We start from the raw sequence: 25,609 nt of genomic DNA, 5'->3' as shown, positions 1-25,609 counted from the left end.
GGAAAACCTCACGTACGGTTTGATGAGGAGGGGCTGGGCTTCGCCCAGCCTTTCACTCTAGTTCCATAAATGGATAAGCTTCCACGTGACGGAATCGGAATCGGGATGTCTGAGGACACCATGAAGCAAATCTTTGATGAGACAAAGGAAACCAAGCTCGGATATGGAATACGTAATGTTAAGGGCAATAAAACACAATTAGGGGGAAGAAGATGCGTTTTGTCATCGGGGTAGACGGCGGGGGCAGCAAGACACATGCTGTCGTTATGGATGAAAAGGGGAAAAAGCTGGGAGAGGGCGTATCCGGCTGCGGCAATCATCAATTCGGCGGGATTGAGCAGGCAATCGCCCATATCAACGAAGCGGTGGAGCTTGCTCTGCAGGAAGCGGGGCTTCCGCCGCAGGCGGTTGATTATGTGATGTTTGGATTGGCAGGTGCGGACAGGGAGTATGATTTTAACATTTTGCGGCCGGCTCTTGCAGCGCTTCCTTATGCCAATTGGGATGTCGTATGCGATACGATGGAAGGCCTGAGAATCGGCAGCCGGGATAATCAGGGCGTCATTCTCGTATGCGGCAGCGGGACGAATGCGGCCGGGCGCAATGCCAAGGGAGAGACGATACAGACCGGAGGCTTCGGTTATTTGTATGGGGATGCGGCCGGCGGCGGTGCGATGGCGCAGGAAACCTTTCGCGCCGCTGTCCGTTCGTGGGAACAAAGAGAGATTCCGTCTGTGCTGACTGAGCTTGTGCCGCGTTATTTCGGGCAGGAGTCGATGGAAGCGCTGGTGAATGATTGCCTGGACAAAGAGATGGGCGTGGTCCCGTCCGATCTGACGATTGTTCTTCATCAAGCGGCTGACCAAGGCGATGAGCTGGCCATCCGCCTGCTGAAGGAAACCGGACGCGAGCTTGGCCTGGCAGGGCTATCGGTTATCCGCCGGCTGGGCGGGTTTGAAGGCGGGACGATCCCGATTGTGCTCGTGGGCAGCGTACTGCAGCAGGGACGAAATCCTCATTTGCTGCAAGCGCTGCTTGATGTGCTCGAACAAGACGGGCAGTCTGTGGAGCTGGTTATCCCTGATATGGCGCCGGTGTACGGCGCTGTAATGTTGGCCATGGACCGGATGGGTATTCCGGTGACGGAAGACATGAAATATACGTTTACAACGTATGGGGGATATAAGGGATGAGAAAGCGTGAATTGAAGGTAGCGGTCATTGGCGGCGGTTCCTCCTACACCCCTGAGTTGGTCGAGGGTTTTATCAGGCATTATGATGAGCTTCCAGTGAAACAGCTGGTTCTGGCGGACATTGAAGCGGGGCAGGAGAAGCTGCGCATTGTTGGAGAACTGGCCAGGCGGATGGCAGAGAAGGCCGGGGTGCCTATGGATATCCAATTAACGCTGGACCGCCGCGAAGCGATTAAAGATGCGGATTTTGTATCCACGCAGATTCGGGTCGGGCTGCTTGACGCCCGCGCGCGAGATGAGAGAATCCCTGCGAAGCACGGATTAATCGGCCAGGAGACGACGGGTGCAGGGGGCTTTGCGAAAGCGCTCCGCACCGTGCCGGTCATTCTCGATATATGCCGCGACATACGCGAGCTTGCGCCGAATGCCTGGCTGCTTAACTTTACGAATCCGGCGGGTATTGTAACCGAAGCCGTATTGAAATACGGCGGCGTGAAAACAATTGGACTGTGCAACCTGCCGATCGGGACGCGCATGCAGGTGGCCGGTGCGTACGGCGTGGATGTGGACAAGGTCTATATCGAGATGGCCGGCATTAACCATTTGAATTGGACGACACGCATTATCGTCGACGGGGAGGATGTTTCACAGGCATTCCTGACCAGGGCCGCGGGCGCTTCCGGACTGACGATGAAGAACATTCCCGATCTCGGGTGGGATGCGGAGTTTTTGCAATCGCTTGGCGCGCTGCCTTGCGCATACCATCGTTATTACTATATGAGAGAAGAGATGCTTGAAAAGCAGCGCGAGGAGCTGGACACGAAGGGGACGCGCGCCGAGGTGGTGAAGAAGGTGGAGGCGGAACTCTTCGAGCTGTATAAGGATCCGGAGCTGAAGGTAAAGCCGGCCCAGCTGGAGCAGCGCGGCGGCGCGTACTATTCCGAGGTGGCTGTCAATCTTATGACCTCGATCTACAATAACAAGAAGGATATCCAGACCGTTAACGTGCTTAACAATGGCATTATTCCAAGCTTGCCGGATGAGGTATGTGTCGAGGTGAATGCGGTGATCGATGCGGACGGGGCTCACCCGCTGCAGCTGACAACACCGCTGCGCCCGCAGATGCGCGGATTGCTGCAGGTGGTGAAGGCTTATGAGGAATTAACGGTGGAAGCTGCCGTACACGGCGATTATCACGCGGCGCTGCAGGCCTTGACGATCCATCCGCTTGTGGGCACGGCCGCAGCGGCCAAAGCGGTGCTGGATGATCTGCTGGCTGCCAATCGTGCGTATCTTCCTCAGTTTCAAGCTTGATTGATGTTCCAAGGGTAGTGTGATGAGTGGTTTAAATGACCCAAAGGCCGAAGGAGTGCATAAGGAGCACTCTTTCGGCCTTTGGGTGTTTAAGCGGTTGTAAGATTCGCGAGATCAGCTGTCCTCTCTGTTTCTGCTCTCAGTCATTTGCTGCCAGACGGAGCCGGCGGCTTCTTCGCCGCGTTCGATCCGCTCCAGCGCCATCTGCGCCTGCAGCCGGACCTCGAACTCGGCGTCCTCCGCCGCTTCGCGCAGCGCCGGCAAAGCCGTGTCGTTCCCCGCTTCATAGAGGAAGCGGGCAGCGCGCCAGCGCACGAGCTTGTTCGTGTCGCGCAGCGCTTTGATCATCGGCCCGATCGCTGCGGGATCGCCCAGATCGGACAGCGTGTCGCCGGCCGTACGGCGTACGGAGGCGGAGCGGTCTTCAAGCGCCGCGAACAGATGCGGCAGCGCTTCGGGCGCGCGCAGGTCGCCGAGGTAGACGACGGCGAGCCGCCGCACCGAAGCGTTGTCGTCGCCGAGCGCCTTGGCGAGTTGCGGCAGCAGCTCGAGCTCCGGCGATACGCGCTCGAGCGCCGCGTAGCGGATGCGCCAATCCGGCGCATCGAGCCGCTCGGCGAGCTCCGCCGCCGACAACGGCGCCGGCCGCGGCGGCAGCGCGGCGGCTTCGCCCGCCGGCGCATCGGCGCCAAGCGCCTTCGCGGCTTCAATGAGCTCGCGCAGCCGCTCCGGCGGATAGGCCGCGGTCAGCTCCGCCGCGACCTCCGCCGCAATCTCCTCGGGCTCGCCGTAGCGGACCCCGAGCTCCTCCAGCTTGCGCTCGCGGATCATGCCCGCGCCCGCCGCTTCCTGCACGGCTGCGCCGAACTGCTCGGGCAGCGCCGCGCGCACCTCGCTATCCCCGGATCGCACGCGCAGCTGCATCGGAATGCCGCGATAGGTCTGCATCACGACGTGCGCTTCCCCGAATGCCGCCTCCGGCTGCGCGCCCGTGCCGCCCGCCGTGCCGCCTGCACCGGCATCACTGCCGCTTTGCAGCAGCCTGCGCGTCTCTTCCAGGATGCGCTGCCAGTCCGCATTGGACTTGCGGTCCAGCGCGATAAAATCCGCGGTGCGGAACAAGCTGCGAACCCCTTCGATGCCGAGCAGGCTGCGCAGCGGCTCCGGAGCGTCCTGCGATTGCTCCGGCGCATACGTAAACCTCCGGCCAGGGGGCAATTTTTCATCCACATTTAGTTTCATCGAGTTGGGACTCGGTGTTGGTTCGATAGAGATTAATTTCAACATAACCCCTCCTTCACTACTGCTGGTAAAGGAATTATATCATAATCGACGCTATTGAGGCATTTGCCCGAGCTCCAGCTTGCGGACCGTTGCATATGCTGGCAGGGAAGTATCGACGTTTCCGGTAATCCAGACGCGGACGGTCTGACCCGCATGCAAGTCCTCGAACGCCGCCTCTTCACCGCTGGCCCCCGCCAATTCGGAATATTCATTGAACGAGAACCAGTAATTCGGGCTTTCCTCGCCTTCCTCTTGAAAGAGGATCCGCCCGTCTTTCATTTCAACGATTGTCCCGACAAAAGGATGTTCGTCAAGCTTCTGGATACTATAATGAAGAAGGTCCGGGTTGACGACCTCCTCGATGAGCGGAATGCTGCTCTGGCTGCTGTCCGGCAGGATGAGCGTGACCTTGTTGTCCATCACATCAATCATCGAGGAGTAGATGTTCGCTTTTTGATAAAGATCATGGTCAAACAATGCTTGCTGCGCTTGCTCCAGCTCTTGGATCGAATAGGCAACGTCATTGAGCGCAAAGCTGGACGCATCGAAGGCATCCGCGAATTTTTGCTCGATCTCAGGCGTCAGCTCCACAACATTAATATAGGTTTTACCTTCCTGCAAATAAATATCGCCGTTTGTAATGTTCTCGCTCTCCAAAAAATGTTTCACGGCTCCCGGTTCTGCATGAGGCAGCTGTATGGCGGCACCGAGCGCAGCCCGGTTCGGTTCATTCGTGTCCGGATCGTCTGCCTGCCCGCCCGATTCAGGCTTGTATCCGCAAGCCGCAAGCACAAGAACGGCTAACGAGAGCAGTGTTATGACCCGTAATTGGTGTAACATGGTTGATCCCCCTTTTTTTCATATGGTTTCTTATAGACGGAATTTCCTCCCCTATTGTTGCTGTTTGGTTTATATCTGATCCAGGAAGGGTAAATTTGCGTAAAATAGTGCTTAATTGTTATCCTGACTATAGAGCATAGAGCGTGAAAGCGAGGGATGGAGACTTGCGAAAAGTTCGATTTTCAAACATTGATCCCGTGAAAACGGAGAAAACACTGAATCATTTTAAGCGTTGGCGTCAAGAGCGCGCGCGTAAATTGAAGTTAAAGGATTACTCCTTTGTCGTTCCGAATGTGAAGCCTGACTTGACTTATTTGGACCATAACCATAAAGAGCCCTCCATTACATGGATCGGGCATTCGACTTTTTTCATTCAACATTCCGGCTTGAATATCGTGACCGACCCGGTCTGGTCCGGGCAGATGGCCATGAATAAACGGCTCGCACCGCCCGGCATTCCGATTACGGATATGCCGCCTGTGGATATCGTGCTCGTATCCCACTCCCACTATGATCACCTGAGCATCTCCTCCTTGAGGCGGCTGACGGGCTCGAAGACGCTGCTTGTGCCGGCCGGCTTGAAAGCGAAGCTGCAGATGAAAGGTTTTTTCAAGGTCAAGGAGTTTCATTGGTGGGAGACAGCGACGATCAGGGGCGTGAAGTTTACATTTGTGCCGTCCCAGCATTGGACGCGCCGCACGCCTTGGGATATGAACCGTTCCCACTGGGGAGGCTGGGTCATTGAACCTGTAACCCCGGAAGGGAAGAAAGACGAGAATCCGGATTTTCAGCTGACAGATACGCCATTTACCGAAGTGCCGCATCTGGACGTGCCAACTGACGCGCCATCTGCCGATTCACTGGTCGAAAGATCTGGCAGACCGGTCGTATCCGCCTCGCCGACGATTTATTTTGCAGGTGACAGCGGTTATTTTCAGGGCTTTAAGGAGATCGGCCGCCGTTTTCCAATCGATGTGGCGTTAATGCCGATCGGCGCTTATGATCCGGAGTGGTTCATGGGACCGCAGCATGTGTCGCCGGAGCAGGCGCTGCAGGCGTTTATCGATACCGGAGCGGGCTGGTTTGTGCCGATGCATTACGGATCCTTTAAACTGGCGGACGATACCCCCCGCGAAGCGCTGGACCGGCTCGAGAAGGGACGGGAGACGCATAAGCTCGAGCAGGAGCGAATCGTGGTTCTGCCCCACGGCGAGACTTGGCGATTGTCCGGCAAATAACGGATCCCGGAGCGGAAGAAAAGCAAAAACGTACAAGGAGACAGCAATCGAGAACATAGCCATATTCCTGTGGGACGCGTATACTTAACGGTAATAAAGACTACAGGAGGTATTGTACATGTCACCACAACCAATTCGTCTTGGCATCATCGGGGCAGGCGCTATCGGCAATGTCCATATGAACACCTTCAAACGAATCCCGGATGTTTTTCTCGCCGCAGTCACCGATACTTATCTGCCGCTGGCCGAGCAGCGCGCGCGGGAGCATGAAATTGCCGTTGTCCATGAAAATCCGCAAGCGTTGCTTGAGGATAAAGATATTGACGCTGTTGTAATCGGGGTACCGAACCAATTCCATGCGCCTTTGGCGATCGAAGCGCTGCGGCAGGGCAAACACGTGCTGCTGGAGAAGCCGATGTCGATCGACTCGGCAACGGCCCGCACGATTGTGGAAGCCAAGGAAGCAGCCGGCAAAGTGCTGATGATGTCACATCAGATGCGGTGGTTGGGCTTGAGCCGCGCGTTAAAGCAGCATATCGAGCGGGGCGAGCTCGGCCGGATCTACAATGCGAAGACCGGTTGGTTCCGCAAGAAAGGGATTCCCGGCTGGGGCTCGTGGTTTACGCGCAAGGATCAGGCAGGCGGAGGCCCGCTGATCGATATCGGCGTACATATGCTGGATTTGACGCTGCATCTGATGGGCAATCCGAAGCCGGTTGCGGTATTTGGCTCCACCTATGCGGAGTTTGGGCCGAAGCGCAAGGGCATCGGCACATGGGGCACGCCGAATTGGGACGGATATTATGACGTCGAGGATCTGGCGACTGCGCTGATCAAGATGGATAACGGTTCGACTCTCTCGCTGGAAGTGAGCTGGGCAGCCCATTCCGCAGGCTTGAGCCAAGATCCGTTCATCCATCTGATGGGTACGGAAGCCGGCGCATCGATCATTGGCGATAAGGGGACGCTCGTCACGCATGCGTTCGACCAGATCATCGAGACAGACATTCACCACCTTGGCGGAGAGGACGAGCGGACCTTGATGAGCCGCCATTTCGTGGAATGCATCCGCGAGCATAAAGAGCCGATGACTTCCGCATTGTCGGGGTATACGAACAACCGGATTCTCGATGCGATCTATGAGTCGTCCCGCAGCGGCAACGAAGTGAAGATCGAGTGGTAACCTAAAAAAGAGCCGCAGTCTCCACGCCGGAGATTGCGGCTTCTTCTATAGTTACACTTTCAGCATATCGTGGTCGACGTAACGCTCTCCGTTCAGCTCGGAGATGATGTTGATCGCAACCTTGGCGCCGTCCCCGGCTGTGATGATCGTGTGCACACTGACGCCGGCTGCTGTGCCAGCCGCCCAGATCCCGTCGATGCTTGTCTTGCCGGCAGCGTCAACATCGATGATCGTTTTGATGCGGGGCTCGGTTCCAGGCTTCGTGCCTACGCCGATCGCTTCCGCCAGATCCGTCAATGCGCCAGTGGCGAGAATGATATGTTTGGTTTCGAAGCTTTGGCCGCCTTCAGCCTCGATCTTCAGTCCGTTTTCAGCGCTTACTACATTCGTAACGGCTGCATGGACGATTTCCGCACCGAATTTGGCGGCTTGTTTCTTGCCTGTTTCGATAAGATCAGGACCGGTGGTCTCCATAAGGCCATAGTGATTTTCGATCCATGCGCGCTTGGTCATGCTTTTGTCGCTATCGATAAGCAATGTCTTCTTCCCGGCTTTTGCGGCAAATAATGCAGCGCTTGCTCCGGCAGGGCCGGCTCCAATAATCGTGATATCGTACATCGTAAACAGCTCCTTCTGTATGTTAAATGTGTAAAGCCCAATGGTAGTATTGCCGCTCTCTGAATAACTTCATATGCCTGTGTGTGTAGTTGTTATAGCAACTGTATGGCGCAGCAAGGACTGCAGTCCTGCCGCTCACGTATGGCTGCTGCGGTCCGCGATGCCCGTCTCGAGATTCGCACACATCTTGGAGAGGATGCGCCTGACTTGCGCGAATTCCTGCTCGGTGATGCCTTCGCAGATCTGCGCGTTGAATTCCTCGGCGACCGCAGCGACGCGGTTGCCCAGCTCCTTGCCCTCCTCTGTGAGAAAGACCTGCAGCGAGCGGCGGTCATGCTCCCGGGAGGCTCTTCGAATAAATCCCTTTTGCTCCAGATTAAAGATCATGCGGGCAATATTCGTCTTGTCCTTGTTCAGCTTCTCGGCGATTTCATTCTGAGTCAGGCCATCCTTCTGCCAAAGCAGCATCATGATCAGATTTTGCTCCGGGGCCAGGTTGAATGGCGCCAATCTGCTTTTCACATAGCTGGTGAGGGTCAAGTCTGTCTGATGAATGAAAATACTGATATAATCCTCGAAAGCTAATTTCAAAAATGTCCCCTCCGGATAAGGTTGCTATAACAACTATTCGATGAGACTAATTTTAGTTAAAAATACGTTGAATGTCAAATTTAGTATGCACGGCAAATCACGAATAAATGACAGCCCGCTGCCCATTGTTTCACGGTTTTATGTTATAATCATAGGATATGAATGAAATATTGTAGAAGAAGGACGGGATCTATTCAATGATTAGCACAAGCGGCGTCACGCTCCGTTATGGGAAGCGCGCGCTATTTGAAGATGTGAATATCAAGTTTACGCCAGGCAATTGTTACGGTTTGATCGGCGCGAACGGCGCAGGTAAATCAACATTCCTGAAAATTTTATCCGGCGAAGTCGAGCAGACGAACGGGGAAGTTCATATTACTCCGGGCGAGCGGCTGGCCGTGCTGAAGCAGAATCATTTCGAATACGATGAGCACAAGGTGCTCGACACGGTTATTATGGGCTACAAACAGCTCTATGACGTGATGAAAGAGAAGGATGCGCTGTACGCGAAAGCGGACTTCACCGATGAGGATGGCATGCGCGCCGGCGAGCTCGAAGCGGAATTCGCGGAGATGAACGGCTGGGAGGCCGAATCCGAAGCGGCTTCGATGCTGAACGGCCTTGGTATCCCGACAGAGCTGCATGACAAACAGATGAAAGAGCTGGACGGCAATCAGAAGGTCCGCGTATTGCTCGCGCAAGCATTGTTCGGCAACCCGCAGATCCTGCTGCTCGATGAGCCTACCAACCATTTGGACCTGCCGTCTATTGAGTGGCTGGAGAACTTCCTGGCCGGTTACGAAGGCACTGTTATCGTCGTATCCCATGACCGTCACTTCCTGAATACGGTTTGTACGCATATTGCGGATATTGATTTCGGCAAAATCCAGCTGTATGTCGGTAACTATGATTTCTGGTACGAGTCCAGCCAATTGGCGCTTTCACTGATGCGTGACCAGAACAAGAAGAAAGAAGACAAGATTAAGGAGCTGCAGGCGTTCATCCAGCGCTTCAGCGCCAACAAGTCCAAGGCGAAGCAGGCGACTTCCCGTAAGAAATTGCTTGATAAAATCTCGCTGGACGACATTCGCCCGTCCAACCGCAAATATCCGTTCATCAACTTCAAGCCGGAGCGTGAAGCAGGCAAGCAGCTGCTGCTCACAGAAGGCCTGACGAAGACGATTGACGGAGTGAAGCTCTTCGACAATCTCACCCTGACGGTGAACAAAGGCGACAAAATCGCGCTCGTCGGCCCGAACTCCCTGCCGAAGACGGTACTGTTCCAGGTGCTCTCCGGTGAGCTGGAGCCGGATGCAGGCACCTATCAATGGGGCGTCACGACGACGCAAGCATACTTTCCAAAGGACAACTCGGCCTACTTCGACGGCGTAGAAATGTCGCTCGTGGACTGGCTTCGCCAGTATTCCAAGGATCAGGATGAATCATTCATCCGCGGCTTCCTCGGCCGTATGCTGTTCTCCGGCGATGAAGCGCTGAAGAAAGCGAGCGTGCTCTCCGGGGGCGAGAAGGTCCGCTGCATGCTGTCCAAGATGATGCTGTCCGGCGCCAACGTGCTTATGCTCGATGAGCCGACCAACCACTTGGACCTGGAATCGATCACCGCGCTCAACAACGGGCTGATCGACTTTGACGGCACGATGCTGTTCACCTCGCATGACCATCAGTTCATCCAGACGATCGCGAACCGGATTGTGGAGATTACACCGAATGGCGTGATTGACCGGATCATGTCCTATGACGAGTATCTCGAAAGCGCTGAGATCAAAGCGCTCCGCGCCAAAATGTATCCTGAACAGGATTAATGGTCAAGCGCGAAGCGATAACGGATGCGGCAGCCTTCCCAAGGCGGGAAGGCTGCCTTTTTTTTGAGAGTAAAGCTTCCCGAAACTTTCGACAGCTTGCAGCGTATGAAATAAATATTAATACCTGAATGATGTCGAAAGCATGAAGTTCATCCCTAATGCTGGCGAATAAGATAAGGATCAAAGGAGAGAATACGATGTCATTTTTCGAGAAGATGAAACAAGGCGCGTCAGATGCCGCCAAAAAAGCGCAGCAAACCGTAGAAACAACCAAGCTGAAGGCGCAAATTTCCTCCAGGGAAAAAGAGATGGAACGCATTCAGACGAAGATCGGCCAGGCCGTATTCCGCGCCTATGCCGAAGGCGATGTGTCGCAATCCGAGACAGAGGTGATGGACTACTGCGAGGCGCTTGCTTCAATGCAGCAGGAGATTGAGGCCATCGAAGAGAAGATCAAGTCTTTAAAGGCGGAGAAGACATGCGGCTGCGGTAAAGTGGTTGCTGCCGAAGTGAAGTTTTGCCCGGATTGCGGGAAGCGATTCCCCGACGAGCCCAGGCAGGAGGATACGACCGGCGAGATCCGCGTCATCTGCTCCGGCTGCAAGACCGAGAACGACATCAATGCCAAATATTGCATCCAATGCGGCGAAGACCTTGCAAAGCATTAACAACAAGAAACCCTCCTGTTCATCGTGAACGGGAGGGTTTCTTGTTGTTATCATGCCGCGTTAGCCCATCTTAATTTCAAGCAGCTCATACTGCAGGACGCCTACCGGAGCGTTCACGTTGATGATGGCGCCGACTTTTTTGCCCAGGAGCTCTTTCCCGAGCGGGCTTTCGTATGAGATTTTGCTATCCGCTACATTTGCTTCGGCCGGACCGACAATCTGATATTCGATCTTCTCAGCGAATTCGATATCATTCAGGATCACCACAGAACCTACGCTGACTTGATTCAAGTTCATGCTTCCCTCGTCAACAACCCGGGCGGTTTTCAACATGCGCTCAAGCGTCAGGATCCTGGTTTCCATAAATGCCTGATCATCCTTTGCAGAATGATACTCGCTGTTTTCTTTGAGATCACCATAACTAATCGCTACTTTCAGCCGCTCGGCTAATTCCTTACGCTTGACGGTTTTAAGCTCGCGAAGCTCATCCTCTAATTTTGCCAGGCCCTCTCGCGTTAGAATCATTTCCTCTTTACTCATGTTATAACCCCCATCTGACTATCCTCGTACCATTGTACCTTATCCGGGGATGAATTATAAGGTCTGTTTCATCCTCCGCCAGCTGGGTATGCTAAATATGCCCTTCACCTTCGATACATTGTTTGCCTGCAGTACTGCGGAAGCCTTGAAGCTTCGTGGGACATGCTGTTGAGACGTGCCAAACATGTTGCAGCCATGCATAAAAGCCCGACCTTGGTCAACACTGTTTCTCTAGACCCACACAGGTTCGATCGGGTATCATACGTTAGTGGAAACAAAGGATATTCGGAGGTGCCTACGCTGAATCAGTATCAAGAGATCAAACAAGGGGAGAAAGGGGCTTGGGTAAGCATCACAGCCTACTTAATCCTGTCTGCGGCAAAACTCGGCGCAGGTTACTATTTTCTGTCAGAAGCGCTTGTCGCGGATGGCTTTAACAACATGACGGACATTATTGCTTCCGTGGCGGTGCTGATCGGCCTGCGGATATCCCAGAAGCCGCCGGATCAGGATCATCCTTACGGCCATTTCAGAGCGGAGACGATTGCCGCACTGGTCGCCTCGTTCATCATGGCGACGGTCGGCATACAGGTGCTGATCGGTGCGGTGAAGTCATTATTCGCCGGGGAACAAGTGGTGCCGGGACTGCCTTCTGCCTGGGTAGCGCTTGCCGCAGCGGTATGTATGTACGGGGTGTATCTCTATAACAGCCGCCTTGCGAAGCGGATCAATAACCAGGCGCTGATGGCGGCCTCCAAAGACAATTTGTCCGATGCGCTGGTCAGTACCGGTGCCGCGGTCGGGATTATCGGTGCGCAGCTCGGGCTGCCATGGCTGGATCCGGTAGCGGCGATTGCTGTCGGCCTGATCATCTGCAAGACGGCTTGGGAAATATTCTACAGCTCGACGCATGCATTGACGGACGGCTTCGACTCCAGTGAACTATTGTCGCTGCGCACCTCCATTGAGCGGACCAAGGGCGTCCGGTCCATTACGGATATCAAGGCCAGGGTGCACGGAAGCAATGTGCTGATCGATGTCATCGTGCAGGTGGATCCTGAGCTATCGCTGGTCGAGAGCCACAGGATCAGCGACCAGATCGAACGCAGGATGCAGCGCAAGCATAATATTTTGAATGTCCATGTCCATGTCGAGCCTTATATGGAACAGGAGCAGAAGCCGCCGACTACACCTTCTGTATAATCCAATGATAACAGCACCGCAAAAGCCACAGACTTCCGGCCGATTCCCGGCAGCAGGCGAGGAACCAAAAAGGTCGAGTAAGAGAGCAAGTATAGCCCTCTACTCGACCTTTTTTCAGTTTGGCTTTTGCATTTATGGCATCATCTGGAGTACAGCCCGCGAACATTGGGTAGGATTATATTGTTGATTCCGTTTGGAGAGCAGCGCGCGGCGGAATTGGGTGGCGGCATAGGGCTCCTGAATAAGGGAGAACCATTTGTCGACCGTTTCTTCCGTAAGCAGCATTTCTCCGAAGCCGTTGCTGATGAAGTAGTCCATATTCTCTTCTTCCTGTCCCGGAATCGGCTCGTAGAAGAGCATCGGAATGCCCTTGCTCAGTCCTTCCGTGCAGGTCATGCCACCGGGCTTGGTAATGAGGAGATCGGACACATCCATCAGCTTGCTGACCTCATTGGTGTAGCCTAGCACCTTAATGTTCGGATGCTGAAACTTCGGATTGGCGAGCATGCTTTCACGGGCCTTCTCATTGCTGCCGGTGCAGAAGATCATCTGTACGCTGTCACGCCAGCGCGTCATGTATTCGAACAGATTATCATCGCCGAGCAGTCCCCAGCCGCCGCCCATGATCATCACGGTAGGCATCTGCTTCAGGTTGAACTGCAATTGAATCTCCGACTTGTCATGCGTTGTCCAGAAGTCCGGATGTACCGGAATGCCGGTAACTTCGATGCGGCTGGAAGGAATGCCGTGTGCCAGCAGCTTCTTCTTCACGACCGGTGTGGAGACCAAATATTTATTTACTTCCGGACTGATCCATGTCCCGTGTGCATCGTAGTCCGTAATGAGCGTGTATAATGGAACATCAAGTCCGAGCCGCTTGAGCCTGGCCACAACCGCATTGGGCACCGGGTGGGTGCAGATGATCAGGTCAGGCTTAAGCTGCGAGATGACTTGGGAAGTCTGCGTGTAAAAAATCCGGTGAAGCGCCAGCTGCGCGAACCGGTTGAGTGATTTATGATATTGTGTGCGATACATCATGCCGACAAGCTTGGGCTGCTTGCTGACCGTCTTGCGGTATGCCGACATAATCCAAGGACCGACAACCGGATTCAGAAATTTTCCCAGCTCGATTACACGGGTTTGAATGCCGGGCGAGAGCTGCCTTAAGCCCACGGCCAGCGCATAAGCGGCTTGGGTATGTCCGGAGCCGAACCCTTCAGAGAGCAGAAGCACTCTTTTCTTACGCATCGTCTCACCTACTTTTCCTAATACCATATTACGACTTGAATGCGCCTTATACAAGATCAGAAATAAGGGTTGCGCAGCCATATAACCTTAATTTATCCTAAAAGTTGGGCAAACATGATAGATGAACATTGGCTGGAAACCATTCTTTAGACGAACTGGAGGGGTAATTGGATGCAAAATCATCCGGAAAATGTAATTCAGGCTGGCGAACTGGTCAAGATGACATACAAATCAGGGGTCTACATCGGTGAAATGATGGAAATGAGCGGACCGCGGGCGGTCGTAAAGGTGCTGGCCGTCATCAAACATCCGGAGCAGGGAGACCTGCATAATCCGTACGATCCGGACGTGCCGATGTTCCATGAGCGGCGGGCGCTCAGCTATACGGAGAAGGCGCTCGCGCCGCTGCGTGATCTGGAGCCTTACGCCGGAGAAGTGCCGGATTACCGGGAGTCGCTGCAGCATGCGCTGCACCGCGAGATGGCGATGCTGGATAAGCTGAAGCGCTGGGCGGAGCGGGGACTGACGCAGCTGGAGCAGCTGCAGAAGGAATATAAATAAGCGAAGAGACTGTCCCAAAGTGTGCATGCATGATCGGGATAAAACGAACACGGCCAAGGGCAAAAAAATAGGACGAAGCAGGGCGCTGTGCCCCGGCTTCGTCCTATTCCGTTATAGCGGGCGGGCTCGCAAGCCGGCGCGCTTATTGCCAAGACAGCCTATGCGTATTATTTATTGATGAATGCGGTCTTCAATTTCCCGCGGTATTCCACCTGAAAGCCCAGGCCGTCAGCGAGCACCGCGAGCGGCACATATGTCTTCTGTTCCTTGCCTGCCTTGTGCAGGAATGCCGGCGTATCGATCGCAATCGGATTCCCGTTCACGCGCATTGCAGACGCCCCGATCGTCAGCGCGACTTCATTACTTCCATAAGTGATGGTGACGGTCTTCGTCTTGTTATCCCACTTTGTCGTCGCGCCCATCGCATCGGCGATATCCCGGAATGCCAGATAGGTGCGGTTCGCTCTCAGTACGGGCTTGTTATCATTGATGATTTCTTTGCCGTCGACAACGACGGAGATGCCGACATCCTTCGGTCTGGGCGCTACGGTGCGGACATCGCCCCAGATCGCCTCGGCGAACGCGTCTCCCATGACCGAATAGCCGTTTTGCGTCGGATGAAGATCGCCCAGTCCGATCGTGGTATACTGTCTTTCCTTGCCTTCGAACAGTTCCGCCGAGTAAGCGCCGTCGATTCGCACGCCCTCTTGCTTGAACCGTGCGACGATCGCCTGGAGCCGCTCTCTTAGCATCCGTGCCGCTTCAAGAAGGTAGGTGCGGTCATCCTGTGTAATACCGAGCACGCCCAAGGTTACTTTGTGATCCGGCACCGGCGAATACAGATCGGAGATGACGATCCGAGCGTTCGGATTCAAGGCTGCGATGGAACGGATGGATGCGGTGAGACCAACGTCATATTGCTCCAATGCCGCGACAAGCCATGCATCCGATGCGGCGCGGCCGCCGCTTAGCTGCTCGAATAGCCCCGAGAAATTATTGCCGCCAATCGTCATCACGACGAGGTCGGCTTGCTGCAGATCGCTGCGGAGCTGGGCCGTCTTGGCGATCGTCTGTTCAGCAAACAGGTAATTATTCAGCCCCTCCTGCGCCTCGGATGCCGTGATCGAGTCATTCTGCTCCGCAGCCGCCAGCCATTGCTGCAGTCCTTCCACTTTCAGGCCGAGTATCCCGTAATTCGCATATTCCGCGCGCCCTCTGAACAACGCTTGCTCGAATACGCGCTCTACATATCCGTAAGGCACCGTGTCGACGGCAGCGCCGTATTCATACCCGGCGGTGATGGAGTCGCCGATGCCTACGATCCGGAATGTCCCGTGCTGCCCAGCTTCTGCTTGTGCGGTCTGAACTGCCGCAGCGGCCCGCGGCAGAAACGGATTTGCGGCAGCGGCCGGCAGCGAAGCGGTAACCAGTGCCGCGGTTAAGAACAGCGCTGCGGCCTTGGGAGCCGTTTTCCTTAACTTGCTATTCAATACGATCACATCCTTTTGGTAAAATAGGAATTGCATTAATGCTTCATATTTAAATAGCTGCGATACCGGTAAAAGATTAATTATCACAACCATAAAAATATTAAATTGATATCGTTTTGGGGTGATGTTAAAATGATATAATAATGAAAATGCGCTTCCTAGCCGTTTTCCTGAATCGACAGCGAACGGCAAGCGACGTTTGCCCGGGACCGCGTCTTTTTTTATTCCCTCCACACAGTGTCCCCTGCAGTTCCATTCTATGATAAACCAGGTCGGAATTGAAGCTTTTTCTTGATTCTGGAAAAACATTGCTGCTCGGTTCAACAAAAATTTTTTGATAGAAAGGTTGCACAAAATGAAAGAGAATCGTTTGGGATTGCCACCGAAGCAAGGCCTGTACGATCCGCAGTTTGAGAAAGACGCCTGCGGTATGGGTTTTGTTGCGAATATCAAAGGAATCAAATCACACACTATCGTCCGCCAAGCGCTGACCGTGCTCGAGAATATGGAGCATCGCGGCGGCCAAGGCAGCGAACCAAATACAGGTGACGGAGCGGGGATTCTCCTGCAGATTCCACATACGTTCTTTGTGCGTGAATTGCGCAAGCTGGAGATCGAGCTTCCGCAGGAAGGCGACTATGCCGTCGGCATGCTGTTCTTGCCGCAGGACGAGCAAGTGCGCGCGGAGCAGGAGAAGATCCTGGAGCAGATGATTCAAGAAGAAGGCCAGACCCTGCTGGGCTGGCGTACGGTACCGACGAACGACGAGAAGCTCGGCGAGTCCGCAAGAGCGGCTAAGCCATATGTTCGTCAAGTGTTTATCGGAAGGAACGCGTCGCTTGAAGGGGAGCTTCCATTCGAGCGCAAGCTGTATGTCATCCGCAAGCGTGCGGAGCATGCGATTCGTTATTCCGGCAAAGTCGAAGGCGGAGACATGTTCTATTTCTCCAGCTTGTCGAGCAAGAAGATTGTCTACAAAGGCATGTTAACAACGGAGCAGGTTCGCTCCTTCTATACGGAACTGAATGATGAAGGACTGGAGACGGCGATTGCGCTTGTTCACTCCCGTTTCAGCACGAACACGTTCCCAAGCTGGGAACGCGCGCATCCATACCGTTACCTGATCCACAACGGAGAGATCAACACGCTGCGCGGCAACGTGAACTGGATGCATGCCCGCCAGACGCTGTGCGAAACCGCACTGTTCGGCGAGGACATGGAGAAGATCAAGCCGATTATTAATCCGGACGGCTCGGATACCGCTATGTTTGACAACACACTCGAATTCCTCTATCTTGCAGGCCGTTCGCTGCCGCATGCTGCCATGATGATGGTGCCTGAGCCTTGGTCCAACCATGAAGGCATGAGCGACGACAAGAAAGCATTCTATGAATACCACAGCACACTGATGGAGCCTTGGGATGGACCGGCGGCGATGGCGTTTACGGACGGATCGCAGATCGGCGCATTGCTGGACCGGAACGGATTGCGTCCGGCCCGCTACTATGTAACCAAGGACGACACCATTATTCTCGGTTCCGAAGCCGGGACTGTTCCGGTTGACCCTGAAAATATTGTATACAAAGACCGTCTTCGTCCAGGCCGCATCCTGCTTGTCGACACCAAAGAAGGCCGCATCATCTCGGATGAAGAGGTAAAAACGAAGATTGCTTCCGAGCATCCTTACCGTGAATGGCTGGATGAGCATCTGATCGGGCTTGACGATTTGCCGGAAGCGCCTGAGCTTCCAGAGCCGAATCACGCAACGGTACAGCGCCGCCAGCAAGCATTCGGTTATACGTTCGAAGATTTGCGCAAAGTGCTTGAGCCAATGGCAGGCAGCGGCGTAGAGCCGATCGGCTCCATGGGCTATGATGCTCCGCTAGCCGTATTGTCCGAGCGTCCGCAGCGTTTGTTCAACTACTTCAAACAGCTGTTCGCGCAAGTTACGAACCCGCCGATTGATGCGATTCGCGAGGAGATCATCACGGCAACCGGCACGACGATCGGACCGGAGCGCAATCTGCTGAACCCTGAGCCGGAGAGCTGCCGCCATATCCGATTGGCAACGCCGGTGCTTTCGAACGAGGAGTTCGGAAAGCTGCGCCATGTGCGCCGCCCGGGCTTCAAGTCGATCACGCTGCCAATCTTCTTCCCGGCGGCACAAGGCGAAGCGGGATTGCGCGCAGCGATCAAAGAAATGTGCGAAGCAGCGGATCGCGTCATTGCCAAAGGACATAATATTCTTATTCTGTCTGACCGCGGCATCGATGAAGAGAATGCGGCGATTCCATCGCTGTTGGCCGTATCCTCGCTGCACCATCATTTAATTCGTCAAGGCACACGGACCAAAGTGAGCATCCTGCTTGAATCCGGCGAACCGCGCGAAGTGCATCATTACGCGCTGCTGCTCGGCTACGGCGTGAGTGCAGTCAATCCGTACCTTGCATTTGAAACACTCGATGATATGATCCGCCAAGGCATGCTCAAAGGCATCTCGCATGAGAAAGCGGTCAAGAACTATATTAAAGCCGCAACAAAAGGCGTCACGAAAATTTTGTCGAAGATGGGGATCTCCACGATCCAATCATACCGCGGCGCACAGATCTTCGAAGCGGTCGGCTTGAAAGAAGAGCTCATCGAAGAGTTCTTCACTTGGACGCCTTCCCGGATCGGCGGCATTGGCCTGGATGTGATCGCGGAAGAAGCGCTCAAAGCGCATAAACGCGCTTTCGAAGGCAAAGAAGGCACCGAGATGGAACTGGATTCCGGCGGTGAATACCAATGGCGTAAAGACGGCGAAGACCATCTGTTCAGCCCGCAGACGATTCATACGCTACAAATGGCTTGCCGTGCGAATGACTATAATCTTTACAAGAAATATTCCGATCTGGTACAAGGCGAGGACAAGAAATTCCTGACCCTGAGATCGCTGCTTAGCTTCAAGAAAGAGAGCGGTCCTGTACCAATAGACGAAGTAGAGTCTGCCCAGTCGATCGTCAAACGGTTCAAAACCGGCGCGATGTCCTATGGTTCGATCAGCAAAGAAGCGCACGAGAGCCTGGCGATCGCGATGAACCGCATCGGCGGTAAGTCGAACACCGGTGAAGGCGGAGAGGATCCGGCGCGTTTCACTCCGGATGCGAACGGCGATTCACGCCGCAGTGCGATCAAGCAGGTTGCTTCCGGCCGTTTCGGCGTAACGAGCAACTACTTGGTTAACGCGGATGAGATCCAGATCAAGATGGCCCAAGGCGCGAAGCCGGGCGAAGGCGGACAGCTGCCTGGCCGTAAGGTTTATCCATGGGTTGCGGAAGTACGCGGATCCACGCCTGGCGTTGGACTGATCTCGCCTCCGCCGCATCATGATATCTATTCGATCGAGGATCTGGCAGAGTTGATCCACGATCTGAAGAACGCTAACCCGCGCGCCCGCATTAACGTCAAGCTCGTATCCGAAGTCGGCGTAGGCACGATCGCTGCCGGGGTAGCTAAGGGCCGTGCGGACGTCATTCTGATCAGCGGTTATGACGGCGGTACAGGCGCATCTCCGATGGCATCGATGCGCCATGCCGGATTGCCTTGGGAGCTTGGCTTGGCTGAGACCCACCAGACGCTCATGCTGAACAATCTGCGCGACCGCGTCGTTGTAGAATGCGACGGCAAAATGATGAACGGACGCGATCTCGCGATCGCCGCGCTGCTCGGTGCGGAAGAGTTCGGTTTCTCTACGGCTCCGTTAGTTGTGCTTGGCTGTGTCATGATGCGCGTATGCCAGCTTGATACCTGTCCTGTAGGTGTAGCTACGCAGAATCCGGAGCTTCGCAAGAAATTCATGGGTGATCCTGGCCATGTTGTGAACTACATGCTGTTCGTGGCGCAAGAGCTGCGTGAGATTATGGCAGAGCTTGGCTTCCGCACCATTGAAGAGATGGTGGGACGCGTAGACAGACTGGAAACGAAAGAACTAATCCATCATTACAAAGTGAAAGGCATCGACTTGACGCCGCTTCTGCATCAACCGGAAGTGCCGGCAGATGCCGCTCGTTATAACGTACAACAGCAGAACCATGGCCTTGAGCTGTCGCTCGATATGCAGGAGCTGCTGCCGCTTGCGAAGCCGGCGCTTGAGAATGGCGAGAAGGTCCGCGCAACGCTGCAGATCGGCAACACCAACCGTGTAGTCGGTACGATCCTTGGCAGCGAGGTAACGACTCGTTACGGAGCCAAAGGCCTGCCTGAGGATACGATCTGGTTCCACTTTGTCGGAACGGCCGGCCAGAGCTTCGGGGCATTTGTACCGAAAGGAATTACACTCTCCGTCGAGGGAGATTCGAATGACTATGTAGGTAAAGGATTGTCCGGCGGTAAGATCATTATCGCGCCTTCACCGAAAGCAGGCTTTGCTGCAGAAGACAATGTCATTATCGGTAATACGGCATTCTACGGCGCGACGGGCGGAGAAGCTTACATCCGCGGTATTGCAGGTGAGCGCTTCGCGGTTCGGAACAGCGGCGTATCGGTCGTTGTCGAAGGTGTGGGCGATCACGGCTGTGAATATATGACCGGCGGCCGGGTAGTGATACTGGGCGGCACAGGCCGTAACTTCGCAGCGGGAATGTCCGGCGGCATCGCGTATGTCTACGATGTGAACGGTGATTTCTATTCGAACTGCAACCTGGAGATGGTCGCTCTCGAGCGTCTTGAGGAAGAGGCAGACATTGCTGCGCTGCGGACGATGATCGAGCGCCATGTCGAATACACCGGAAGTGAGCCGGGCAAGCAAGTGCTATCCGATTGGGAAGGCTCGCTGGCGAAGTTTGTGAAGGTCATTCCGAAAGACTACAAACGGATGCTGCAGCAGATCAAGAAGATGGAAGATTCCGGCCTGCAAGGGGAAGAAGCGCTTCTCGCCGCTTTCGAAGCGAACATGAGAGATTTGGCGCGCGTAGGCGGTAATTAATCATACAGGTTAAATAAAAGGCAGTGCCCACAGGCAGATCATCTACCTGTGGGCACTGCCTTTTTCGTTACATGAATATTGTCTTCATGGTTGCATGCGCTCTCATAACGAAAAAATGCTGTACAACGATTTATGGGGGTATATGTATACTTTTTAACCAATCTTTAACTGATTTGATTGCTTTCGACAAAAAAGGTATGAACAAGCCAAGAACTGCACCTATCAAATGACACAATCTGTAGCGAAAATTCGTTACAATGATGCTAAGAAAGATAGAGAGGATTGAATTGGTCCGATATGTGCACAAGTGACAAGAACAAGAGTGAATTGAATTCAAAGCCATCCGTCGTGTTGGATGCCCGGTCGTTAATGGAGCAGCTAGGAATAGAAAAAGATAAATTGCCTCAAGACTTGTCTGCCTTGTTATCTCGTAAAAACGACCCCCGTTAATGGGGGTGTTATTCTGATCTACTTGGTTTCAATATTCCTCTCCGCTCTCACGAAAGCAATAAACCTGCGTGCTTCTTCCGGCGTTAGCTTCTGCCCATCAATGGTTAAGCTGAACTTCTCCAGAATCTCTGCATCGGATAGCTCCAATTGATCGACAAATTCTCTAACGGGATCATCGAGCGTAACCGTGGGGCGATTTGTCCGTCCTACCAGGTAATCTATAGAAACCTTAAACAAATCCGCAAATTTCGTCAGCGTATCATAATCAGGTTCTCTTCGGTTTTTCTCATAATGAGATAAAGCAGCTCTTGAAATACCTAATAATGAGGCTAAATGCTCTTGCGTCCAACCACGTTCTTCCCTCAGTTCGGCGATGTGGCTTCCTATGTCCATAAATTCCCCCCTAACCCCATATAAACTCATATTAATACGTAAAAGCGGCAATTGCATTCGTTGCAACAAAACGTCGCAATCATGAAAAGTTATATGAAAAAACTATTGACAATGTTACGTTCTGTATCGTAAAGTAACTATTGTAATAAAGATACAAATTGTATCAAAGTTATTATAAGTATTTCCAGAAAGAAGATCAATTATTCAAACTTGTCGGAAACCCGTGAATGGACGTGAAGGATGAACAAGAGGATGTGCTTGAAAGGTGATAAACGACAGCATGTTCGACTTCAAATGACACACGGATTAATGGCCGACCTCAGAATTATCGCAATTAGAAATGAACCGGTCAAGACCAAGCCATGCCGAGTGCTGATCAAGGATCTAAGCCCCAATGGATTGAGCTTTCTGACCATTCTGGATTTTCCGGTGAACAGCCGCTACATGCTGCAGCTCGAGCTCGACATTCCGCATCTCAAGCTTGAATTATCCGGCCAGGTGAGATGGAGGATGAGGGAAGACAACTTGTATTGTTATGGCATGATGATGACGAAGACCCCAAGTTCCAGATGCAGCCTACTCTACGCCCTCAATCATTTGCTTCTCCAGCAAAGTCCGACACAATCCAAAATTCATAAGCTCTATAGAACGATGAGTGCATTTCATTAACCTTTCCAGTAGGTGTTCGAGATGATTGATATTCATACCCATATCCTTCCCGGCTTGGATGACGGGGCTGAATCGATGGAAGAGGCGCTGGAAATGGCCAGGATTGCGGCCGATCAAGGCATCCGATCTGTTATCGCAACACCGCATCATCTGAATGGAAGATATGATACACCGATGACTACCGTTAACGAGATGGTAGAAAAGCTCAATCACGAGATTAAGAAACACCATATTCAACTGCAAGTGAAGGCCGGCCAGGAGATACGCGTGCACCACAGATTCGCCGAAGAGCTGTATCAAGGCCGCATCGGCTCGCTGAACGACAGCCGGTACATACTGTTAGAACTGCCTGATCATCAGATCCCGGAGATCCTTGATGAGGTATTACATGAGATTCTAGTTGACGGCATGACACCGATCATTGCCCATCCGGAGCGTAACGTCGAATTGGCTGCCCATCCGGAGAAGCTGGCCGAGTTGATCGGACGTGGCGTTCTTTGTCAATTAACAGCCCATTCCCTGATCGGCCTGTTCGGCAAGCAAGCCCAGAAGACATCCCTGCATTTCTGTAAGAGCAGGCTGATTCATTTCATCGCTTCCGATGCGCATAACCCCTACCGCAGATCCTTCGCGCTGAAGGAAGCCTACAAGGCCGTTCATCGTTTATTGGGTCCCCAATATGCGGACTACTACGATAATAACGCCAGCAGAGTGCTAAGAGACGAAGTCATCCTGGTTGAGGAGCCGGAACTGGTGAAGCGAAGAGCGCTCTTCTGGTGGTAAACATACTATTAACACATTATTGGAGGAACTGACATTGGAACTGAAACAGTATATGAAAATCATTCAAAAGAAGCTATGGCTGATCGCCGCCATTGTCCTTATAGCATGCCTGGGAACTGCGGTTAAAAGCTTCTACTTTACGACCCCAATCTATGAGGCGAATGCGAAGTTAATCGTGAATCAAACGGTACAAAATAATGAGCTGACGGTTGGCGCCGTACAGACTAATGTGATGCTGATTAACTCCTACAAAGAGATCATCCAATCCGCAGCTATTATGGATAAAGTGATCGAGCAGCATCCTGAATTTGAGTTAACCAGGGAGCAGTTGGCCAGCAATATAACGGTAAGCTCTGCGAATAATTCACAGGTTATGAATCTTTCCTATACAGATGCATCCTATGAAAAGGCAGCGAATATCGTGAACGCGGTATCCAATGTATTCAAGGAACAAATTCCTACGATTATGAAAATCGACAACGTTACGATTTTGAATGAGGCGAATGTGAATGATACCGCTAATCCGATCAATATCAGCCCAATTATGAATATCCTAATCGGCTTTGTTGTGGCATTGATGATGGCGTTAGGTCTAGTATTTCTGCTGGATTACCTGGACGATACGATCAAATCCGAGGCTGAGCTGGAAGAAGCACTGGGCATACCAATGCTGGCACTCGTAACGAAGATGAACAAGGAAGATTTGACGCCAAAACATAAAGAAACGGTATCTCAGAAAAAGGTAGGTGAGAGCAAATATGCAACGATCAACCAGTGAAAATAACTTGATTACATTCATAAATCCAAAGTCTCCGATCTCTGAAGCATACCGTACGCTTCGAACCAATATTCAATTTTCATCGGTAGATACACAGATGCAGGTGATGATGGTTGCTTCTGCACAGACAGGCGAAGGCAAGACAACGACGATCAGCAATCTGGCCGTTGCTTATGCGCAGGAAGGGAAGCGAGTGTTAATAATTGACGCAGATCTGCGTAAGCCGTCCCTGCATCATGTCTTCTCCCAGAGTAACCGGGTCGGCCTGACGAGTATATTGTCTAATCAATACAGCCTGCAGGAAGTAATGAAAGAGACGAATGTTGAACATCTGTACATCATTACATCGGGTCCGATTCCTCCTAACCCATCCGAGATGCTTGCTTCGAATAAGATGAGTGAGCTGCTGAATGAACTAAAAGAGCATTTCGATGTGATCTTGTTTGATACACCGCCTGTCCTGGCTGTAACGGACGGTCTCATTGTAAGTGCGCTTTGTGATGGTGTAGTGATGGTCGTACTGGCAGGCAAGGTGAAGAAAGAGTTGATCAAGAAAGCAAAGGCTAACCTGGAGCATGTCAATGCACGGATTCTTGGTGTGGTGCTGAATAATATGAATCGCAAAGACGGCGAAGCCTATTACTACTATTATTATGGAGCCAAGGAATAAGGGAAGCATATCCCTATAGGTAATGTCTACTGTACCTTTATCACTGTAGGCACTCGGTCACACTGTGGGTCAATCGACCTTAGACATGATTGTCAAGGGTGTGATGTGAGGAAGGGTTAGATGCCCATTCATAAAAGTGTGAGTTATGCCGCTTAATGGTAAGCGGCATAACTCGTGTTTTTATAAAAAGAATAGAGGATAGGGTGATTTGGATGAAAAAAGTAAGAAAAGCTATCATTCCGGCAGCAGGACTCGGCACACGGTTTTTGCCAGCGACCAAAGCAATGCCCAAGGAAATGCTTCCGATCGTTGACAAACCCACTATCCAATACATCGTGGAAGAAGCTATTGCATCAGGTATAGAGGACATCATTATCGTGACCGGAAAAGGGAAACGGGCGATCGAAGATCATTTTGATAATGCCTTTGAGCTAGAGCAAAACTTGATGGAAAAAGGGAAATTCGAGCTGCTGGAACAAGTGCAAAAGTCCTCCAACGTAGATATTCATTACATAAGGCAAAAGGACGCAAAAGGTCTGGGTCATGCAGTATGGTGTGCGCGTAATTTCATCGGTGATGAGCCGTTTGCAGTATTGCTTGGTGACGATATCGTCGTTGCAGAGGTACCTTGCACGAAACAGCTGATTAATCAATATGAATTGACAGAGCGATCAGTCATTGGTGTGCAGACGGTATCTTATGAACAAACGGAACGGTATGGAATTGTAGATCCGGTAGATTCAAAAGACAAGTTGTATCGAGTGAATCGATTTGTTGAGAAACCGAAGCTCGGCATGGCGCCGTCTAACTTAGCCATTATGGGCCGTTACATATTAACACCGGAGATTTTTGAATTCCTGGAAAGACAGGAGAAGGGCGCAGGCGGAGAAATTCAACTGACAGATGCGATTCAATGCTTGAATGAAACACAGGGCGTATATGCTTATGATTTTGCCGGGACTCGTTATGATGTTGGGGAAAAGCTCGGATTTATCACGACTACAATAGATTTTGCACTTCAAAATAATGAACTCAGGACTCCTTTACTGAGTGCATTAGAAGAGATTCTTGAACGAGAACATTTAAATAAGATGATATGAGGTGAATTCG

22 protein-coding genes are annotated in these 25,609 nt (G+C 52.6%); 14 read left to right on the top strand and 8 right to left on the bottom strand.

Annotated features, from left to right (window positions below):
- Positions 1–212: 212 nt before the first annotated feature.
- The gene (locus IEW11_RS21615; RefSeq protein ID WP_188533155.1) at positions 213–1,193 is read left to right on the top strand and encodes an N-acetylglucosamine kinase; all 981 of its coding nucleotides are present in this window, start codon (positions 213–215) and stop codon (positions 1,191–1,193) included.
- Complete coding sequence (locus tag IEW11_RS21610) at positions 1,190–2,506, top strand: 6-phospho-beta-glucosidase (protein WP_188533154.1); 1,317 nt, start codon at positions 1,190–1,192, stop codon at positions 2,504–2,506. The genes IEW11_RS21615 and IEW11_RS21610 overlap by 4 nt, the downstream gene beginning before the upstream one ends.
- A 114-nt stretch (positions 2,507–2,620) precedes the next feature.
- Here the strand turns inward: IEW11_RS21610 and IEW11_RS21605 are convergent, their stop codons facing one another.
- Entirely contained in the window at positions 2,621–3,790 is a 1,170-nt protein-coding gene (locus tag IEW11_RS21605; RefSeq protein WP_188533153.1) for a conserved virulence factor C family protein, read from the bottom strand.
- Between the two features lie 51 nt (positions 3,791–3,841).
- Positions 3,842–4,630 (bottom strand): DUF3221 domain-containing protein, encoded by a 789-nt coding sequence (locus tag IEW11_RS21600; RefSeq protein WP_188533152.1) that lies wholly within the window; start codon positions 4,628–4,630, stop codon positions 3,842–3,844.
- A gap of 164 nt (positions 4,631–4,794) precedes the next feature.
- Here IEW11_RS21600 and IEW11_RS21595 point away from each other — a divergent pair, with 164 nt between their 5' ends.
- Both IEW11_RS21595 and IEW11_RS21590 read left to right on the top strand, forming a co-directional pair.
- Positions 4,795–5,868 (top strand): MBL fold metallo-hydrolase, encoded by a 1,074-nt coding sequence (locus tag IEW11_RS21595; protein ID WP_188533151.1) that lies wholly within the window; start codon positions 4,795–4,797, stop codon positions 5,866–5,868.
- 118 nt (positions 5,869–5,986) lie between these two features.
- A complete protein-coding gene (locus IEW11_RS21590) occupies positions 5,987–7,051 on the top strand; it encodes a Gfo/Idh/MocA family protein (RefSeq protein WP_188533150.1) in 1,065 nt (354 codons plus the stop codon).
- 51 nt (positions 7,052–7,102) lie between these two features.
- Here the strand turns inward: IEW11_RS21590 and IEW11_RS21585 are convergent, their stop codons facing one another.
- Together IEW11_RS21585 and IEW11_RS21580 are read right to left on the bottom strand one after the other, a co-directional pair.
- Entirely contained in the window at positions 7,103–7,669 is a 567-nt protein-coding gene (locus IEW11_RS21585) for an FAD-dependent oxidoreductase (RefSeq protein ID WP_188533149.1), read from the bottom strand.
- 135 nt (positions 7,670–7,804) lie between these two features.
- Positions 7,805–8,260, bottom strand: coding sequence for a MarR family winged helix-turn-helix transcriptional regulator (locus tag IEW11_RS21580; protein ID WP_188533148.1), 456 nt, complete (start codon positions 8,258–8,260; stop codon positions 7,805–7,807).
- A 197-nt stretch (positions 8,261–8,457) separates the two neighbouring features.
- Here IEW11_RS21580 and IEW11_RS21575 point away from each other — a divergent pair, with 197 nt between their 5' ends.
- Positions 8,458–10,083 carry an ABC-F family ATP-binding cassette domain-containing protein gene (locus IEW11_RS21575; RefSeq protein ID WP_188533147.1) on the top strand — a complete coding sequence of 542 codons (1,626 nt, stop codon included), beginning with the start codon at positions 8,458–8,460 and terminating at the stop codon, positions 10,081–10,083.
- A gap of 197 nt (positions 10,084–10,280) precedes the next feature.
- Positions 10,281–10,751 carry a zinc ribbon domain-containing protein gene (locus IEW11_RS21570; protein ID WP_188533146.1) on the top strand — a complete coding sequence of 157 codons (471 nt, stop codon included), beginning with the start codon at positions 10,281–10,283 and terminating at the stop codon, positions 10,749–10,751.
- A 60-nt stretch (positions 10,752–10,811) separates the two neighbouring features.
- Here the strand turns inward: IEW11_RS21570 and greA are convergent, their stop codons facing one another.
- Positions 10,812–11,291: a transcription elongation factor GreA gene (greA, locus tag IEW11_RS21565; protein WP_188533145.1), complete on the bottom strand. Its 480-nt coding sequence runs from the start codon at positions 11,289–11,291 to the stop codon at positions 10,812–10,814.
- Positions 11,292–11,591: 300 nt separating this feature from the next.
- Between greA and IEW11_RS21560 the strand changes: the two genes are divergently transcribed.
- On the top strand, positions 11,592–12,494 hold the full coding sequence (locus IEW11_RS21560; protein ID WP_188533166.1) for a cation diffusion facilitator family transporter: 903 nt from the start codon (positions 11,592–11,594) through the stop codon (positions 12,492–12,494).
- 132 nt (positions 12,495–12,626) lie between these two features.
- On the opposite strand, the gene IEW11_RS21555 is transcribed toward IEW11_RS21560, so the two are convergent.
- A complete protein-coding gene (locus IEW11_RS21555; protein ID WP_188533144.1) occupies positions 12,627–13,742 on the bottom strand; it encodes an MGDG synthase family glycosyltransferase in 1,116 nt (371 codons plus the stop codon).
- A gap of 171 nt (positions 13,743–13,913) precedes the next feature.
- On the opposite strand from IEW11_RS21555, the gene kapB reads away from it, so the two are divergent.
- Positions 13,914–14,303 (top strand): kinase-associated lipoprotein KapB, encoded by a 390-nt coding sequence (kapB, locus tag IEW11_RS21550; RefSeq protein WP_188533143.1) that lies wholly within the window; start codon positions 13,914–13,916, stop codon positions 14,301–14,303.
- 167 nt (positions 14,304–14,470) lie between these two features.
- Here the strand turns inward: kapB and IEW11_RS21545 are convergent, their stop codons facing one another.
- Positions 14,471–15,793, bottom strand: a complete 1,323-nt coding sequence (locus IEW11_RS21545) for an SGNH/GDSL hydrolase family protein (protein WP_188533142.1) — start codon at positions 15,791–15,793, stop codon at positions 14,471–14,473.
- A gap of 355 nt (positions 15,794–16,148) precedes the next feature.
- Here IEW11_RS21545 and gltB point away from each other — a divergent pair, with 355 nt between their 5' ends.
- A complete protein-coding gene (gltB, locus tag IEW11_RS21540) occupies positions 16,149–20,756 on the top strand; it encodes a glutamate synthase large subunit (RefSeq protein ID WP_188533141.1) in 4,608 nt (1,535 codons plus the stop codon).
- 468 nt (positions 20,757–21,224) lie between these two features.
- On the opposite strand, the gene IEW11_RS21535 is transcribed toward gltB, so the two are convergent.
- Positions 21,225–21,599 (bottom strand): helix-turn-helix domain-containing protein, encoded by a 375-nt coding sequence (locus IEW11_RS21535; protein ID WP_188533140.1) that lies wholly within the window; start codon positions 21,597–21,599, stop codon positions 21,225–21,227.
- A gap of 252 nt (positions 21,600–21,851) precedes the next feature.
- On the opposite strand from IEW11_RS21535, the gene IEW11_RS21530 reads away from it, so the two are divergent.
- The 5 genes from IEW11_RS21530 to galU all read left to right on the top strand — a co-directional run bounded on the left by IEW11_RS21530 (position 21,852) and on the right by galU (position 25,599).
- Entirely contained in the window at positions 21,852–22,268 is a 417-nt protein-coding gene (locus tag IEW11_RS21530; RefSeq protein WP_188533139.1) for a PilZ domain-containing protein, read from the top strand.
- Positions 22,269–22,289: 21 nt separating this feature from the next.
- On the top strand, positions 22,290–23,051 hold the full coding sequence (locus IEW11_RS21525) for a tyrosine-protein phosphatase (protein WP_188533138.1): 762 nt from the start codon (positions 22,290–22,292) through the stop codon (positions 23,049–23,051).
- A gap of 34 nt (positions 23,052–23,085) precedes the next feature.
- Entirely contained in the window at positions 23,086–23,829 is a 744-nt protein-coding gene (locus tag IEW11_RS21520) for a YveK family protein (RefSeq protein WP_188533137.1), read from the top strand.
- Positions 23,810–24,499 carry a CpsD/CapB family tyrosine-protein kinase gene (locus IEW11_RS21515; RefSeq protein WP_188533136.1) on the top strand — a complete coding sequence of 230 codons (690 nt, stop codon included), beginning with the start codon at positions 23,810–23,812 and terminating at the stop codon, positions 24,497–24,499. The genes IEW11_RS21520 and IEW11_RS21515 overlap by 20 nt, the downstream gene beginning before the upstream one ends.
- Before the next feature lie 212 nt (positions 24,500–24,711).
- A complete protein-coding gene (gene galU / locus IEW11_RS21510; protein WP_188533165.1) occupies positions 24,712–25,599 on the top strand; it encodes a UTP--glucose-1-phosphate uridylyltransferase GalU in 888 nt (295 codons plus the stop codon).
- Positions 25,600–25,609: the final 10 nt, after the last annotated feature.

Origin of the sequence: Paenibacillus abyssi (genome assembly GCF_014640295.1) — a bacterium.
Taxonomy (GTDB): domain Bacteria; phylum Bacillota; class Bacilli; order Paenibacillales; family Paenibacillaceae; genus Paenibacillus_D; species Paenibacillus_D abyssi.
This window is presented reverse-complemented; position numbering and strand designations above follow the sequence as displayed.

Coding starts and splice junctions, on each gene's coding strand:
- IEW11_RS21615 (WP_188533155.1), top strand. CDS start 213: ATGCGTTTTGTCATCGGGGTAGACGGCGGGGGCAGCAAGACACATGCT.
- IEW11_RS21610 (WP_188533154.1), top strand. CDS start 1,190: ATGAGAAAGCGTGAATTGAAGGTAGCGGTCATTGGCGGCGGTTCCTCC.
- IEW11_RS21600 (WP_188533152.1), bottom strand. CDS start 4,630: ATGTTACACCAATTACGGGTCATAACACTGCTCTCGTTAGCCGTTCTT.
- IEW11_RS21590 (WP_188533150.1), top strand. CDS start 5,987: ATGTCACCACAACCAATTCGTCTTGGCATCATCGGGGCAGGCGCTATC.
- IEW11_RS21585 (WP_188533149.1), bottom strand. CDS start 7,669: ATGTACGATATCACGATTATTGGAGCCGGCCCTGCCGGAGCAAGCGCT.
- IEW11_RS21575 (WP_188533147.1), top strand. CDS start 8,458: ATGATTAGCACAAGCGGCGTCACGCTCCGTTATGGGAAGCGCGCGCTA.
- IEW11_RS21570 (WP_188533146.1), top strand. CDS start 10,281: ATGTCATTTTTCGAGAAGATGAAACAAGGCGCGTCAGATGCCGCCAAA.
- greA (WP_188533145.1), bottom strand. CDS start 11,291: ATGAGTAAAGAGGAAATGATTCTAACGCGAGAGGGCCTGGCAAAATTA.
- IEW11_RS21555 (WP_188533144.1), bottom strand. CDS start 13,742: ATGCGTAAGAAAAGAGTGCTTCTGCTCTCTGAAGGGTTCGGCTCCGGA.
- kapB (WP_188533143.1), top strand. CDS start 13,914: ATGCAAAATCATCCGGAAAATGTAATTCAGGCTGGCGAACTGGTCAAG.
- gltB (WP_188533141.1), top strand. CDS start 16,149: ATGAAAGAGAATCGTTTGGGATTGCCACCGAAGCAAGGCCTGTACGAT.
- IEW11_RS21535 (WP_188533140.1), bottom strand. CDS start 21,599: ATGGACATAGGAAGCCACATCGCCGAACTGAGGGAAGAACGTGGTTGG.
- IEW11_RS21530 (WP_188533139.1), top strand. CDS start 21,852: ATGTGCTTGAAAGGTGATAAACGACAGCATGTTCGACTTCAAATGACA.
- IEW11_RS21525 (WP_188533138.1), top strand. CDS start 22,290: ATGATTGATATTCATACCCATATCCTTCCCGGCTTGGATGACGGGGCT.
- IEW11_RS21515 (WP_188533136.1), top strand. CDS start 23,810: ATGCAACGATCAACCAGTGAAAATAACTTGATTACATTCATAAATCCA.
- galU (WP_188533165.1), top strand. CDS start 24,712: ATGAAAAAAGTAAGAAAAGCTATCATTCCGGCAGCAGGACTCGGCACA.